Consider the following 15,394-nt stretch of genomic DNA (forward strand, 5'->3'; position numbering starts at 1 on the left):
TGAGTTTTTTTAGAAATTTTTTATCAATTCATCCGCAAATTCCGAACATTTAACTTCAGTTGCACCATCCATTAATCGAGCGAAATCATAAGTTACCGTTTTCGCAGCGATGGTTTTTTCCATTGACTGATTAATTAATGCTGCCGCCTCACCCCAACCAATATGTTCAAGCAGAAGTGTGCCAGATAAAATAACCGATGAAGGATTCACTTTATCAAGACCTGCATATTTCGGTGCAGTACCATGTGTAGCTTCAAAAATTGCATGACCAGTTAAGTAGTTAATATTCGCACCTGGAGCAATACCGATTCCACCTACTTGAGCAGCAAGTGCATCAGAAATGTAATCTCCATTCAAGTTCATTGTTGCAACTACATCAAATTCGGCCGGACGAGTTAAGATTTGTTGTAAGAAAATGTCCGCAATCGAATCTTTGACTAAAATTTTCCCAGCAGCAAGTGCTTCTTTTTGTCTCGCGTCAGCAACATCTGCACCTTCTGCTTCTTTAATGCGATCATACTCATTCCAAGTAAATACTTTATCGCCATATTCACGTTCACATAAGTCATAGCCCCAATTTTTGAAAGCTCCTTCTGTGAACTTCATGATATTCCCTTTGTGTACGAGTGTTAATGATTTACGACCTTCTTTAATCGTATATTCAATCGCCGAACGTACTAAACGCTCTGTTCCTTCTTTCGAAATTGGCTTAATACCAATACCAGAAGTTTCCGGGAAACGGATTTTGTCAACGCCAAATTCAGATTTTAAGAAGTCGATTAGTTTTTTCGATTCTACACTACCTTCTTTAAATTCAATCCCAGCATAAATATCTTCTGTGTTCTCACGGAAGATGACCATGTCTGTGTCTTCTGGACGTTTCACCGGTGAAGGAACACCTTTGAAATAACGTACTGGACGTAAACAAACATATAAATCTAACTCTTGGCGCAGGGCAACGTTTAGTGAACGGATACCTCCACCAATTGGAGTTGTAAGTGGTCCTTTAATAGCAATCAAATATTCATCAATTGTATCTAAAGTCGCTTGTGGTAACCATTCTCCTGTTTGTTTAAATGCTTTTTCGCCAGCTAATACTTCTTTCCAAGCAATTTCTTTTTCGCCATTGTACGCTTTTTTTACCGCAGCATCTAAAACGCGTTTTGCTGCTGCCCAAATGTCTGGACCAGTGCCGTCCCCTTCAATAAAAGGAATGACTGGTTTGTTTGGTGTTTTGAGTACACCGTTTTCTACTTGAATTTTTTGACTCATAAAGTTTGTTCCTCCTCCATTAAATTCGTTCTTCTACAGGTAAATAACTTCTATTTTCAGGTCCAACGTAGATAGCACGCGGACGAATAAGACGATTATCACGATATTGTTCAAAAATGTGCGCTAACCAACCAGATACACGACTCACAGAAAACACAAGAGTAAACAAGTCGCGGTCAATGCCAAGCGCATGATAAACGGAAGCAGAATAGAAATCGACATTTGGTTTTAAATGTTTTAATTCCCAAACAGCTTCTTCTACTTGCAGCGAAATATCAAACCATTTCTCTTCGCCTTTTTCGGCAGTTAACTTTCTAGACATTTCACGCAAATGTTGTGCGCGAGGATCTCCGCCGCGATAAACACGGTGACCAAATCCCATAATTTTTTGTTTCGTATCAATTTTTTCTTGAATGTAATTACGCACATCACCAGCTTGGTCAATTTCTTCTAACATATCAAATACGCGTTCATTCGCACCACCGTGAAGTGGGCCTTTCAGCGCACCGATTGCAGCTGTTACGCCGGAATAAACATCCGAAAGCGTTGCCACACAAACCCGTGCGGTAAAAGTAGAAGCATTAAATTCGTGATCAGCGTGCAGTACAAGCGCTTTATTCATCGCTTCTACCGACAACGCATCCGCTTCTTCTCCTGTAATCATGTAAAGGAAATTCGCTGCCATATTTAAATCTTCTCTAGGTGGAATTGGATCAAGTCCGCGACGAATTCTGGAAAAAGCGGCAACAATAGTTGGCATTTTTGCTTGAAGTCGCAAACCTTTACGGTAAACTGCCTCCCCGTCGTCTAACTCAGCTTCGGTATCAAATACACCAAGCATGGAGACGGTAGTTCTTAAGACACTCATCGGATGTAATTTTTGGTGATTTTGCATTCTTAAGCTCGTAATGATTGTTTCAGACACTGCCATATTTTCTTGGATTTCTCGTTTAAATTTTTTAAATTCTTCTTTATTCGGCAAACGCAAATGCCATAATAAGTAAATCACTTCTTCAAAAGAAGCGTTATTTTCCATTAAATCGTCAATACCATAACCAACATAAGTTAACATATCATCAATGATAGAGCTAATGGAAGTTTCAGCAACATATACATTTTCTAAGCCTTTAGATAACGTCATTTCATTTCCTCCTTTTATCCTTTTTTACGTATGTACTTATTTTATGAATGCAACTAACTGCATCGCCATGTACGCAATACCAGCTGCAATGACTGGGCCAGCCGCTATACCTCTAAAAAGCACCACTGCTAAAATGGTTCCGAATACTAGTGAGACAGTCACTTGTGGATCAACGGCCATATAGCCTACACCTTTTTTCGCTAAGATTGAAACGGCAATTCCAGCACCAAGGCCAATCCAGCCAGCTGCCGATTTGAAAGAATCAATTAAATCTTTAAAACCGATTTGACCAGTTGCGATTGGAATTAAGATAGCAACCGTAATAATCGTTACACCCCAATTTATCCCTTTTGCTTGAATCATTTCCATCGCTTTGCCATCGACGTGAAATAACTTCAACAAAATAACGACAGCTACAGCAATGATAAGCGAATTATTTTTTGCTATAAGTCCGAGAAGTAAAAAAAGAAGTAAAAACAACATACTTTCCGTAAACATATTAAGTCACCTTTCAATATCACGCATCTAGGAAGCGAGATAACAATTATTATATCATAAACATACCTTATAGTAATACTAAAATGCCATAAGGAAAATGAATTGCCCTTTTTTCAATGAAACCTCTATAGAAAATTTTTCCCATAGAGGTTTTAATTACATATCAAAATAATAATATTGCGTATGTTTCTTTTGATTTGCAAGCCATTTGGTTAATTTGGGTTTTAATAGTTTGCGAGAAAATGGAATAAAAATGAGTAGTCCAAGTATAGTTGTTATAACACCTGGAATAATTAATAAAAATCCAGCGATAAAAAAGCACAAACTATCCAACAAATATGGGGCTACAGTACGACCATCTCGTAAATTTCGAAAAAGATTGCCACCAAGTCGCTTGAAAATAAAAATACCAAAAGCACTTGAAGCTATCTGAATAAAAAGTAGTGGCCAAAAGCCAATTACTTGGAATAACCAAACGTACATAATTAACTCCATTAAGCCGTATAAAGCCCAATAAAGAATAAATTTCCTCATAAAATCAACTCCAATACTTACTCTCTATTATAACCTATTTTGGCGTAATCGAAAAATAATACAGGCGTGCGCATAAAAAAAGCGTCCCGCATGCGGGACGCTTTTTAGACTGTTGGTTATTAATGTGTTGCTGTTTTGCCGTTATAAACAACGCCTTGACGAGAATCAACAGTAATGATTTCACCGTCTTTTACAAGAGATGTTGCATCTTTAGCGCCAACGATGACAGGAATGCCAAGGTTGATTCCTACAACTGCTGCGTGGCTAGTTAAACCGCCTTCTTCCACAACAACTGCTGCACTTTTCTCGAATGCAGGTAGCATTTCTTTATCCGTTGTTTTAACGATTAAGATTCCGCCTTCTTCTGCTTTTTCAAGTGCTTCTGCATTGGATTTAGCAACGATTGCTTTACCGATAACAGATTTGCTACCAATACCTTGGCCTTTAACAACTTTTTCACCAATTAATTGGATTTTCATTACGTTTGTTGTTCCACTTTCAGTAACTGGAACACCAGCTGTAATGATGATCAAATCGCCTTGTTTCGCAACGCCAGAAGCAAGAGATTCTTTCACTGCAAGGTCGAACATTTCATCTGTGTTGCTAACCGGAGTAGCTAGACGAGGATAAACACCCCATGAAAGTGCTAAGCCGCGGTATACATGCTCGTTGAATGTTACAGCAACGATATGAGATTTTGGACGGTATTTAGAAATCATACGTGCTGTGTGACCACTTTGAGTCGCAGCAACGATAGTTTGTACATTTAGGTTTTTCGCAGTATGGCCAACTGCTTGACCGATAGCCTCTGTCATATCCGTATTTTCGTGAAGTTTAAGTGCAAATTTATCTTGAGCAACTAATACTTCTTCTGTACGAACAGCGATTTTCGCCATCATTTTAACTGCTTCTACTGGATAATCCCCAGCAGCTGTTTCACCGGATAACATAATTGCATCTGTTCCATCAAAAATCGCATTCGCTACGTCACTTGCTTCCGCACGAGTTGGACGTGGGTTACGTTGCATGGAATCAAGCATTTGTGTTGCAGTAATAACAGGTTTACCAAGTTTATTACATTTTCTGATAAGTTCTTTTTGTACAATCGGAACTTCTTCAGCTGGAATTTCAACACCAAGGTCACCACGAGCAACCATTAGGCCTTGAGATACTTGTAAGATTTCGTCGATGTTGTCAACGCCCTCTTGGTTTTCGATTTTAGGAATGATTTGTACGTGAGTTGCGTTATGCTCTTCTAGAATTTTAGTAATTTCAAGAACATCTGTAGCACGACGTACGAAAGATGCAGCGATAAAGTCAATACCTTGTTCTAAACCGAAGCGGATATCAGCAGCATCTTTTTCTGTGATTCCTGGTAGGTTGATAGAAACGTTTGGTACGTTAACACCTTTTTTATTTTTAAGTACACCTGGGTTAAGTACTTTTGTTACTAGTTCGCGATTAGCTTCGTCTTTTTCGATTACTTCAAGACCGATTAAACCGTCATCAAGTAAAATGGAAGAACCGATTTCTACGTCATCGTAAAGTTCGCCGTAAGTTACGGAGAATTTTTCTTTTGTTCCTTCAACAGGAGTCATAGAAACACGTACAACATCACCTGTTTGGAATTCTAATTTTCCGCCAACCATGTCGTTTGTACGGATTTCTGGACCTTTTGTATCAAGTAAGATAGCCACTTGTTTGCCAGTTTTTTTCGATGCTTCACGGATATTTACAATACGCGCACCGTGCTCTTCAAAGTCTCCGTGAGAGAAATTAAGACGTGCTACGTTCATTCCTGCTTCGATCAACTGAACTAAAGTGTCAACTGACTCACTTGCAGGACCAATTGTACAAACAATTTTCGTTTTTTTCATGTTATTACTCCTCCTAGAACTTAGCTATTCATTCGTATTAATTATAAACATATCTTCCACATTTTACCAGTAACAACCTTGTAAAACAAGTCAGTTTGTGAATAAAGTTGCAACCACTCTGCATGGTAACGATAACAAGAAAACGTTTTCCAGATTGTTACAGTATGCTTAATGAACGATTTACTTTTCTTTACCCTCAAAGTTTATTTTTAATACGTTACTAAAATTTTTCACAAAGAAAGGCTACCATGCTTTGTCATGGCAGCCAGCTCTTCAGCCGTTTTAAATCGACAAAATAGATGCTAAATCAAATAATTTTTGATCCAGTGTGTGTTTTTCTTTTAAAACTTCACTAATGTCATTTTCGACAATTCTATTTTCACGGATTCCTACAGCTAATCCTCCGCGGTTTTCTAACAATAATTCTACTGAACGCGCACCAAGACGGCTTGCAAGCACACGGTCAAATGCAGTTGGGCTACCACCACGTTGAACGTGTCCAAGAACAGTTACACGTGCATGATAATCACCATACTCAGCTAATTGTTTAGCAAATTCATTACCAGACATTACACCTTCAGCAACGACGATGATGCTATGTTTTTTACCGCGTTCACGACCTTTGTTCAAACGATCCACGACATCATCCATATTAAAGCTTTCTTCTGGAACGATGATAGCTTCAGCGCCACCAGCAAGTCCAGACCAAAGAGCGATATCGCCAGCGTCACGACCCATAACTTCAATAATGAAAGTACGTTCATGGCTTGTAGCTGTATCGCGGATTTTATCAAGTGCATCAAGAACAGTATTTAACGCAGTATCAAAACCAATAGTAAAATCAGTTCCAGAAATATCATTATCAATTGTTCCTGGGATACCAATAGTTGGGAATCCACGTTTTGTAAGTGCTTCTGCTCCGTGATAAGAACCATCTCCACCGATAACAACTAGGCCATCGATTTGATGTTTTTTCAATTGTTCAATTCCTTTAAGTTGTCCTTCTTCTGTAGCGAATTCAGGATATCTTGCGGAATAAAGGAATGTACCTCCGCGGTGAAGTAAATCACCAACAGAACCTAATTCTAGTTTACGAATATCGCCATTGACTAGCCCTAAAAAGCCATAGTTAATACCGTAAACTTCAAGTCCTTCATAGATTGCTTTCCGTACAACAGCACGAGTGGCTGCATTCATTCCTGGAGCGTCTCCTCCACTTGTTAAAATTGCAATTCGTTTCATTTTACTTACCACCTCAGACAATGATATTGTTTTTCATCACATGTGTTTATTCTACATGAAAAAAGGTCAAATGAAAAGCTTCAACAGAGCACTTTTTTAAACAAGAAGCTCTACAAATCGCCATTTTGAATATCGGTCTATTCCGATTCTTATTAAAAATGGCTTTATAGCTTAAATAAATATAATTGGTCTATACTTGTGAAAGGATAAACTTTATTTCAGGGGTTGGCATATACCAAAGAAGCGGATTTCCTAAAATTAGGAAATCCGCTTCTTTTATTGTTTATAAAGTATCATATACACCGATTTTCTTGAATTTTTCATAACGTTGTTCTATCAATTGTTCTTCAGAAAATGCCATTAGTGCATGTAAAGACTTCGTGATAGTTTTGTTAATTTCTTCGGCTTGCGCATTTAAATCTCGGTGCGCACCACCTTTTACTTCTGGAATAATTCCATCTGTAATGCCAAGTTCGAACAAATCTCCAGCTGTAATTCGCATAGACTCCGCTGCTTTCTTCGCTTGACTGGCATCTTTCCATAAAATAGCTGCTGCTCCTTCTGGTGAAATAACAGAGAAAACCGCATTTTCAAGCATGAAAATTTGATTTCCAACACCAAGAGCGAGTGCTCCACCACTTCCGCCTTCACCGATGACAATAGAAATAATTGGGACTTTCATATCGCTCATTTCATAAAGGTTTCTAGCAATGGCTTCACTTTGACCTCGTTCTTCAGCAGCACGACCTGGATAGGCACCTTTCGTATCAATGAAGCAAATAATTGGTCGACCAAATTTATCTGCTTGTTTCATCAATCGTAGCGCTTTACGGAAACCTTCTGGATGAGGCATACCAAAATTACGATGCAGATTATCTTTTGTATCTTTACCTCGTTGGTGACCGATAACTGTCACTGGGATGCCGTGGAAAGTTGCGATACCGCCAACAATTGCAGCATCGTCACCAAAAGCACGATCCCCATGAAGTTCCATGAAGTCTTCAAATAAAAGTGAAATATAATCAAGTGTCGTAGGTCTCTCTGGATGGCGGGCTACTTGAAATTTATCCCAAGCAGTCATATTGCTATAAATACTTGATTCTAACTTAGCTAAGCGTTTTTCTAGCTTTTCGATTTCATTGGTCAAATCCACATCAGAAGTTTCATTGTATTCTTTTAAGTCCGCAATTTTGCTTTTTAATTCTAAAATGGGTTTCTCAAATTCCATCTCATTCGCCATCCGCTTCACCTCCCACTTCAGGTGTTTTCACGTGAATGCTTAAAATAAAACTTAATTTATTTTGCAAATCAAGGCGTGAAATACAATCATCTAGTTGCCCGTGCTTTAATAAAAACTCTGCCGTTTGGAAGTCTTCTGGTAATTCTTCACGAACGGTTTGTTCAATCACTCGGCGACCTGCAAAGCCAATAAGTGCTCCTGGTTCTGCAAAGTTATAATCTCCAAGCGATGCAAAACTAGCAGAAACTCCCCCCGTAGTTGGGTGTGTCATTACCGTGATAACAAGCCCACCGTGGTTGCTAAATCGCTTGAATGCAGCAGAAGTTTTTGCCATTTGCATAAGTGACAGCATCCCTTCTTGCATACGCGCACCGCCAGATGCAGTGAAAATAACAAATGGTTTATTTGTTTTATCAGCATCTTCCACAGCACGAAGGATTTTTTCACCGACAACAGAGCCCATACTCGCCATTCTAAAACGAGAATCCATCACTGCAATAACAAGTGGATTACCGCCAATAGTTGCATGACCAGTAAGAATCGCTTCATTTAAACCAGATTTTTGCTTATCTTTCTCAATTCGATCCATATAATCTTCAAAACCAAGTGGATTTGCTGTCGTTAAATTAGCATCAATTTCTTCAAAAGAGCCTTCATCAACAAGCATATCGATTCGTGCTTTTGCCCCAATTGGATGGTGAAAACCACAATAATTACATACCATAAGATTTTTTTGCAATTCTTTGGTATACATTATTTTTTTACATTCTGGACATTTTGTCATAATTCCTTCTGGAACATCTGCTTTCGTTCCATCAGAAGGAATTGTGGCATATTTTCTCTTTTTTGGTTTTGTAAACAAGTCTCCTAGCAAGGATAACCCTCCCCATTTACGCTTTCTATTGTGGTTATTAACGATTCTTAATGTTGTAAAAATAAAAAATGAATAAAGACATGAAACATAAATCAACCGCATTTTCCCACAAGAAGACAAAATGCCAGTCTATCCGAATTAGAACTGGACAGACTGCGCAATATTGTTTTCCACGTTAAACTATAACATACTTTTCATAAATATAGAAAGTCTAAGATTACTTAATGACTACATTCTCTTGACCAAGCAGCTCTACTAACGCTTCTTGCAACTCATTTGATGGCGATACTTGAATATTTTTTAGCTCTGCTGTTTGTTTCGTTATCGCTTGATGAACGATAACCTTACTTTCTCCTTTATAACGCGCTAAAATCGGTTTAATTTGCTCCATTTGCTGCGTTTCTGTTAATTTCAAAAATAATCTAACTGGGGCTTTAATTTCTTTTAAATCTTCTGCCTTATTAATAATTAACTGGAGTTCCCCGTTTCTCGTATCTGCTTTCACTTGCAAAAAGAGGATTTCCCCTTTTTGTGCAAAATTAGCGAATTTACGGTAACTTTCTGGGAACATGACAGCACTCAGTTCTTTGGAGTCATCACTAATTGTTAAAAAGCACATCGTTTCGCCTTTTTTTGTCCTAATTGATTTTACTTCGTGTACATAGGCAGCTACTTGATAATTTTTGCCAGAAGAAAGATTTGCAAGTCTTGTGATTGCAAGGTTTTGTAATTTGTTTTGATAATACGATACTGGATGCGCTGAAACATATTGACCTGTGTATAATTTTTCTTTCTCCAACTTTTCATCAATCGAAATGGGCGCGGTTTTCCGGTAACGTGGTTTCATCTTTTTCAAAAAGTCATCATCTTCCGCGAAAAGATTCATCCCTTTTGAATCTTCACCGAGTAGTGAAATATATTGTAGCACTGCATCAATAGTTGCCAAAATCGTTGCTCGATCTTCACCAAATTCGTCAAAACAACCAGAAAATACGAGCGCTTCTAAAACGGTTTCTGAAAGCATTTTATGTGGCATTCTTTCACAAAAATCAAAGAAATCTCGGAAAGGTGCTTTTTTTCGTTCGTTAATAATTTCTAAAATGAATTTCGTTGGGACTTTGCGAATAACACGGAAACTATAGCGGATAGATGTTTCATTCTCCACTTGGAAGTAGTAATTACTATGATTGATGCTTGGCGCTAACATACTAATTCCATAGTTTTTCGCTTCGGTAATGTACTGGGAAATTTTGTCGTCATTGCCGAAAACAGAGCTAAGAAGCGATGACATGAATGCAGCTGGAAAATGCGCTTTTAAATAAGCTAATTGAAAAGCGATTTTTGAATAAGCCGCTGCGTGACTTCGGTTGAAACCGTAATTCGCGAATTGAACAATCATATCATACACTTGGTTAGCGCTAGCATCCGAATAACCTTTACTCTTAGCGCCTTCTACAAAGTGAATTCGTTCCTCGTTTAAGACATCTGCTTTCTTCTTGCTGACCGCTCTTCTTAATAAATCTGCTTCCCCAAGTGAAAACCCAGCCATTTGGTTCGCTACTTGAATAATTTGTTCTTGATAAACGATAACGCCGTACGTCACTTCCAAAATAGGCGCTAAATCTGGATGAGGATATTGAATTTTTTCTTTTCCGTGTTTTCTAGCGATAAATGTATCAATTTGTTCCATTGGACCTGGACGATAAAGTGCATCTACCGCCACAACATCTTCAAAAGAAGTTGGTTTTAATTTTCGGAGTACACGTCGAATCCCGTCCGATTCAAATTGGAATACCCCTGTCGTGTCACCTGTTTGGAATAGTTTCAATGTTTTTTTATCTTCTAAAGAGATATCGGCTAATGTTAACGGTTTTTCCCTATTGTAGTTAACCGATTTTAAGACACGGTCGAGTAAACTAAGATTTCTAAGTCCTAAAAAATCCATTTTAAGTAAGCCAATTTTTTCTAATTCGCCCATAGCAAACTGTGTCAAACGTGCATCTCCGCTACCTAATTGAAGTGCGACTTGTTCTACGAGCGGCTTATCGCTAATAACAATCCCGGCAGCATGCGTCGAAATGTGGCGTGGTAAACCTTCGATTTGGCAAGCAACTTCCCAAATCATTTCATTTTCTTTGGAACTTTTAATATGGTTTTCTAAACGAGGACTTTCTTGTAGCGCTTTTTGTAACGTAATACCTAATTGACTTGGAATCAACTTAGACCATTCAGATAATAGTACAGAATTGAGCCCAAAACTCCTCGCGGTATCGCGAATGGCCGCTTTTGCGGCCAGTGTTCCAAACGTACCAATTTGTGCCACATGCGCTTCTCCGTATTTAGATACCACATACGAAATCACTTCATCGCGGCGATTATCCGGAAAATCTAAATCGATATCGGGCATCGTGATACGTTCTGGATTTAAAAAACGTTCAAATAGTAAATTGTATCGAATCGGATCGACATCTGTGATTCTGAGTGCATAGGAAACGAGCGATCCTGCCGCAGAGCCCCGGCCTGGTCCTGTTAAAACTCCTGCCTCGCGAGAATAACGAATAACATCCCACACAATTAAAAAATAATCGGCAAATCCCATCTCCGTAATAACTTTTAATTCATATTCTAATCGTTGCTGGTATTCCGCCCCTAATAAATCTCGTTCTTTTAAGCCATCATAGGCTGTCTGACGCAAAACATCGGGCGCGGTTTGTCCTTCCTCTAATGGAAATCTAGGTAATAGATGCTGATCCAAAGCAATTTCAACATGACAACGCTTTGCAAGTTCACCAGTTTCTATGCATGCTCGTTTTTCGAAATCCGTTTGCCAATCACGTTCCATTTCCTCTTGTGAAGTAAAATAATTTGGTCCAGCGAGTGGTAAAGTCGTCCAGTCGACCGTTCGATTATCGCGAATGGCAGTTAAGACTTCTTTCGCTTGCGCATCTTTTGGCTCTAAATATTGTACATTTTTTGTCGCAACAACCGGCACCTTTTCTTCTGCAGAAAATGTTTCTATTTTTGCAAAAAGGCGCGGATTTTCTTTTTGCGCAGATAAATAAACCGATTCCTTGCCAAAAATATCGGCCAAATTTGCGTAAACCTCTAGTGCTCCCTCACGATTCTCCTCCATCAAAAGACGCTCGATTTCTCCTTTGGCACCAGGCGAAATCGCAATCAAATCACTGCTATAAGCGCGTAACCAGCTTTGTGGTAATTCTGGTCCTTCTTCGCGTGTTTGAATAGCACTTGCAATTTTTAATAACTCGTGATATCCAGCGGTTGATTCCGCAATTAATATCAACTCATAGGAATTAATTGGATTTAAGTAACCTTGAATCGTCACTGTCATCCCAATAATTGGTTTTATATCCGCCGCTAAACACTTTTGATAAAACTCGACTACTCCGTAAAGTACATTTTTATCCGTAATTGCTAAGGCTGGATAATGGTATTCTTTTGCTTTAGCGATTAGCTTATCAATCGATGCTGTACTTGAAAGCAAATCATAAGCGCTCGCAACTTGTAAATGAACAAAACCCACTATCCTCTCTCCTTTCAAAACTCTCTTTTTCCATTATATCGGTTAAGCTATAAAAAAGAAAGTGTGTTCGTGTTTTTATATAAAAATAAAGCCAGATAATTAATCCGACTTTATTTTCCAATTATTTAGTGGCACAAATAAGTTGCAATTTTGCCGTCATTTCCTTTATTTCTTCTTCATTATGGAGTGTCGCACCAGAAGCAAGTGGATGTCCACCACCCCCATATTCTTTGGCCAATTCATTAATAACTGGACCTTTAGAACGCAAACGAGCTCTGAAAACAGGACCTTCTTGAATGAACATAATCCACGCCTTGATACCTTCCACATTTTCGATACACGAAACAAGTGCGGAAGCGTCGCGCGGATCAACTTCAAACTCTTTTAAAAGCGTATCACTTAAATAAACGGTTGCAGCACCATTCTCATCCATGACAAAGTTTTGCAAAATATATCCAGAAAGCTTTACCGTATTTTTCGGTAATTCATATAATTCTCGGTAAAGAGCCGGACGATCAAACGGAAATGTCACTAAATGCGCGGACAAACGCAAAGTCTCTTCCGTTGTGCTTGGATACAAAAACCTCCCAGTATCACCAACAATTCCCGCATAAAGAAGTCTCGCAGCAGTTTCGGTCAAAATTAATTCCTCCGAAAACATTTCCCAAAAAGCGACAATCATTTCACTGCAAGAAGAAGCCGTCGTGTCCACCCAAAGCAAATCACCATAGGCATCATCATTTGGATGGTGGTCAATTTTGATTAGTGCTTTACCAAGATTAAAACGCTTGTCTGAAACCCTTTCTTGATTCGCGGTGTCACACACAATTACAAGCGCATCTTTATAAATTTCATCCGATATTTCGTCTACTATACCAAGAAATTGGAGCGACTTTTCATCATTTCCAACTGAATAGACTTTTTTCTCAGGAAAGCTAGCCCGGATAATTTCTGCAAGCCCCATTTGTGACCCGTAGGCATCTGGATCTGGCCTTACATGTCTATGCAAAATAATCGTGCCATATTGCTTTATTTGTTGTAAAATTTCATTTTTCATCATTTCGCCCCTGTTTCATTTTAACGTTCCATCATTTGACAAGCGACAATAGCTTTTCCGGTCAAAATTCCTTCTAAGTAAAGTTCTACATCAAGCTTCCCAGCCTTACGTCCCATCTCCAAAATTCGCGGTTTAATAATAATTGTCGCGTCCATTTGAACAGGTTTTAGGAAATACATCGTTACATTTTCAATCGCTACATTCCGTTTTTTCATAGAAAATAGTTTTTGCTGTACAACTTCACAAATTACTTGTGTAAATACGCCGTACGATAATGTTCCAAGCGAGTTAGTCATTTGCGGGCTTACTTTAAATTCGTAATCTGCCTCTTCGCCCGTATCTGCTTTTTCAGAAAGTTGATTCGCAATGGTATCATCAATCGTTTCGCCGACTTGCGGTTGTTTTTGAATCATTTGCATAGATTTCAAGATATCCTGTCTGCTAACAATCCCGATTAATGTTAAATCGTCTTTAACGACTGGAATTACTTCGATACTCTCCCAAATCATCATGTGCGCCACCGAGGCTACACTCATTTTCGGACCAACTGTTAATGGATTTTTTGTCATTACTCGTTCGATCGAAATACTCGGATTTTTTTCCAGAATATCCTTACTTGTAACCATTCCAGTCAGTCTCATCGCGCGATTAACAACAGGGAAACGGCTGTGACCTGTCGCTTCTTCCATTTTGTGCCAATCTTCTACTTTATCCGATGTAGATAAAAATGCCGTGGTTTCTAGTGGTGTTAAAATATCCTCCACAAAAACCACTTCTTTTTTTATTAATTGGTCATAAATTGCGCGGTTAATCATCGTTGCGACTGTAAATGTATCATAGGAAGTTGATAAAATGGGCAATTCTTTCTCATCCGCCAATTGTTTTACTTCGTCATCCGTATCAAATCCACCAGTAATTAGCACCGCCGCACCGCGTTTTAAAGCAAGTTCATGGGCGCTAACTCGGTTTCCGACGATTAGTAAGTTGCCAGCATCCGTATAACGTTCCATTGCTTCTACCGTCATCGCTCCAATAACAAATTTATTAAGCGATTTGTATAGTCCAGAACGACCGCCTAACACTTGCCCATCAATCATATTCACAATCTCAGCAAAAGTTAATTTTTCGATACTATCTTTTTGTTTCCGTTCAATTCGAAGCGTCCCCACTCGTTTAATAGTAGAAACAAATCCAATGATTTCGGCATCTTTAATAGCACGATAAGCAGTTCCCTCGCTTACAGACAAGTTTTTCGCGATTTTTCGTACAGATATTTTTTCTCCTACTGCAAGATTTTCAATGTATTTTAAAATCTGTTCATGTTTTGTGGCCACGACTCGTTCACCCATTCCTATTTTGTTAGATTTCGATACTTTCTCCGATTTCAAGCACTTTTCCAGTTATCCCTTCGTCAAGCGATGCGACGAATTTGTGTGGGTCTTGTGCAATTAAAGGAAACGTATTGTAGTGCATTGGAACAACTAATTTTGCTTGTAAAAATCGTGCCGCAATTGCCGCATCCTCTGGCCCCATGGTAAAATTATCTCCAATCGGCAAGAAAGCAACGTCTAACGGGTTTAATTCACCAATTAATTTCATATCAGAAAACAAACCAGTATCCCCTGCAAAATAAATATTTTTATCTTCTATTGTAAACACAATCCCAGTTGGGAAACCTAGGTTAACAATGCGGCCATCTCGAACCGTCTGCGATCCATGAAACGCTTGCGTTAACTTCACTTGCCCAAAGCTAAACTGTCTTTTCCCACCAATATGCATTGGTGCTATATTTTCAAGTCCATCCTCTACTGCCAAAAAGGAAGCTAAATCCGCGTTACAAATAACGGTTGCTCCTGAATTTTTAGCAATTTCAACTGTATCACCGACATGATCGTCATGCCCATGCGACAGAACGATAAAGTCAGGCATCTGCTCTTCTGCTTTTAAATCACATTTCTCATTACCAGAAATAAATGGATCTACGAGAATAGTTGTATCCCGAGTAATTATTTTAATACAAGACTGACCATGAAATGAAATCTTCATGTTAAAAAACTTCCTTCCTGATTCATTATTCTATGTGTATTATTGTACCACTATTTATTATAAACTACT

General features: G+C 38.6%; 12 protein-coding genes. All 12 read right to left on the bottom strand.

The window, feature by feature from the left end:
• Positions 1-9: 9 nt before the first annotated feature.
• The 12 genes from icd to HRK21_RS13585 all read right to left on the bottom strand — a co-directional run bounded on the left by icd (position 10) and on the right by HRK21_RS13585 (position 15,325).
• Positions 10-1,272: an NADP-dependent isocitrate dehydrogenase gene (gene icd / locus HRK21_RS13530; RefSeq protein WP_003739033.1), complete on the bottom strand. Its 1,263-nt coding sequence runs from the start codon at positions 1,270-1,272 to the stop codon at positions 10-12.
• A 19-nt stretch (positions 1,273-1,291) separates the two neighbouring features.
• The gene (gene citZ / locus HRK21_RS13535) at positions 1,292-2,413 is read right to left on the bottom strand and encodes a citrate synthase (protein ID WP_003739034.1); all 1,122 of its coding nucleotides are present in this window, start codon (positions 2,411-2,413) and stop codon (positions 1,292-1,294) included.
• Between the two features lie 36 nt (positions 2,414-2,449).
• A complete protein-coding gene (locus HRK21_RS13540) occupies positions 2,450-2,911 on the bottom strand; it encodes a DUF441 domain-containing protein (RefSeq protein ID WP_003725694.1) in 462 nt (153 codons plus the stop codon).
• Positions 2,912-3,067: 156 nt separating this feature from the next.
• Positions 3,068-3,445 (bottom strand): FxsA family protein, encoded by a 378-nt coding sequence (locus HRK21_RS13545; RefSeq protein ID WP_069888745.1) that lies wholly within the window; start codon positions 3,443-3,445, stop codon positions 3,068-3,070.
• A 119-nt stretch (positions 3,446-3,564) separates the two neighbouring features.
• Positions 3,565-5,322 carry a pyruvate kinase gene (gene pyk, locus HRK21_RS13550; protein ID WP_003727384.1) on the bottom strand — a complete coding sequence of 586 codons (1,758 nt, stop codon included), beginning with the start codon at positions 5,320-5,322 and terminating at the stop codon, positions 3,565-3,567.
• A gap of 282 nt (positions 5,323-5,604) precedes the next feature.
• A complete protein-coding gene (gene pfkA / locus HRK21_RS13555; protein WP_003739036.1) occupies positions 5,605-6,564 on the bottom strand; it encodes a 6-phosphofructokinase in 960 nt (319 codons plus the stop codon).
• Between the two features lie 283 nt (positions 6,565-6,847).
• Positions 6,848-7,804, bottom strand: a complete 957-nt coding sequence (locus HRK21_RS13560; protein WP_003726608.1) for an acetyl-CoA carboxylase carboxyltransferase subunit alpha — start codon at positions 7,802-7,804, stop codon at positions 6,848-6,850.
• Positions 7,794-8,678 (bottom strand): acetyl-CoA carboxylase, carboxyltransferase subunit beta, encoded by an 885-nt coding sequence (gene accD / locus HRK21_RS13565; protein WP_012581257.1) that lies wholly within the window; start codon positions 8,676-8,678, stop codon positions 7,794-7,796. Before accD ends, HRK21_RS13560 begins: the two co-directional genes overlap by 11 nt.
• Positions 8,679-8,895: 217 nt before the next feature.
• Positions 8,896-12,222 (bottom strand): DNA polymerase III subunit alpha, encoded by a 3,327-nt coding sequence (gene dnaE, locus HRK21_RS13570; RefSeq protein ID WP_070006713.1) that lies wholly within the window; start codon positions 12,220-12,222, stop codon positions 8,896-8,898.
• Between the two features lie 121 nt (positions 12,223-12,343).
• Positions 12,344-13,279: a DHH family phosphoesterase gene (locus HRK21_RS13575; protein WP_070006714.1), complete on the bottom strand. Its 936-nt coding sequence runs from the start codon at positions 13,277-13,279 to the stop codon at positions 12,344-12,346.
• 20 nt (positions 13,280-13,299) lie between these two features.
• Positions 13,300-14,613, bottom strand: a complete 1,314-nt coding sequence (gene ytoI / locus HRK21_RS13580) for a CBS-HotDog domain-containing transcription factor YtoI (protein WP_003739040.1) — start codon at positions 14,611-14,613, stop codon at positions 13,300-13,302.
• A 25-nt stretch (positions 14,614-14,638) separates the two neighbouring features.
• Positions 14,639-15,325 (bottom strand): metal-dependent hydrolase, encoded by a 687-nt coding sequence (locus tag HRK21_RS13585; protein ID WP_070006715.1) that lies wholly within the window; start codon positions 15,323-15,325, stop codon positions 14,639-14,641.
• Between the last annotated feature and the right edge of the window lie 69 nt (positions 15,326-15,394).

Source organism: Listeria monocytogenes (assembly GCF_013282665.1).
Lineage (GTDB): Bacteria > Bacillota > Bacilli > Lactobacillales > Listeriaceae > Listeria > Listeria monocytogenes_C.

Bases quoted from the DNA above. Each gene is read 5' to 3' on its own strand.
- HRK21_RS13560 (WP_003726608.1), bottom strand. From the start codon at position 7,804: ATGGCGAATGAGATGGAATTTGAGAAACCCATTTTAGAATTAAAAAGC.
- HRK21_RS13585 (WP_070006715.1), bottom strand. From the start codon at position 15,325: ATGAAGATTTCATTTCATGGTCAGTCTTGTATTAAAATAATTACTCGG.
- pfkA (WP_003739036.1), bottom strand. From the start codon at position 6,564: ATGAAACGAATTGCAATTTTAACAAGTGGAGGAGACGCTCCAGGAATG.
- HRK21_RS13545 (WP_069888745.1), bottom strand. From the start codon at position 3,445: ATGAGGAAATTTATTCTTTATTGGGCTTTATACGGCTTAATGGAGTTA.
- icd (WP_003739033.1), bottom strand. From the start codon at position 1,272: ATGAGTCAAAAAATTCAAGTAGAAAACGGTGTACTCAAAACACCAAAC.
- HRK21_RS13540 (WP_003725694.1), bottom strand. From the start codon at position 2,911: ATGTTTACGGAAAGTATGTTGTTTTTACTTCTTTTTTTACTTCTCGGA.
- citZ (WP_003739034.1), bottom strand. From the start codon at position 2,413: ATGACGTTATCTAAAGGCTTAGAAAATGTATATGTTGCTGAAACTTCC.
- pyk (WP_003727384.1), bottom strand. From the start codon at position 5,322: ATGAAAAAAACGAAAATTGTTTGTACAATTGGTCCTGCAAGTGAGTCA.
- HRK21_RS13575 (WP_070006714.1), bottom strand. From the start codon at position 13,279: ATGAAAAATGAAATTTTACAACAAATAAAGCAATATGGCACGATTATT.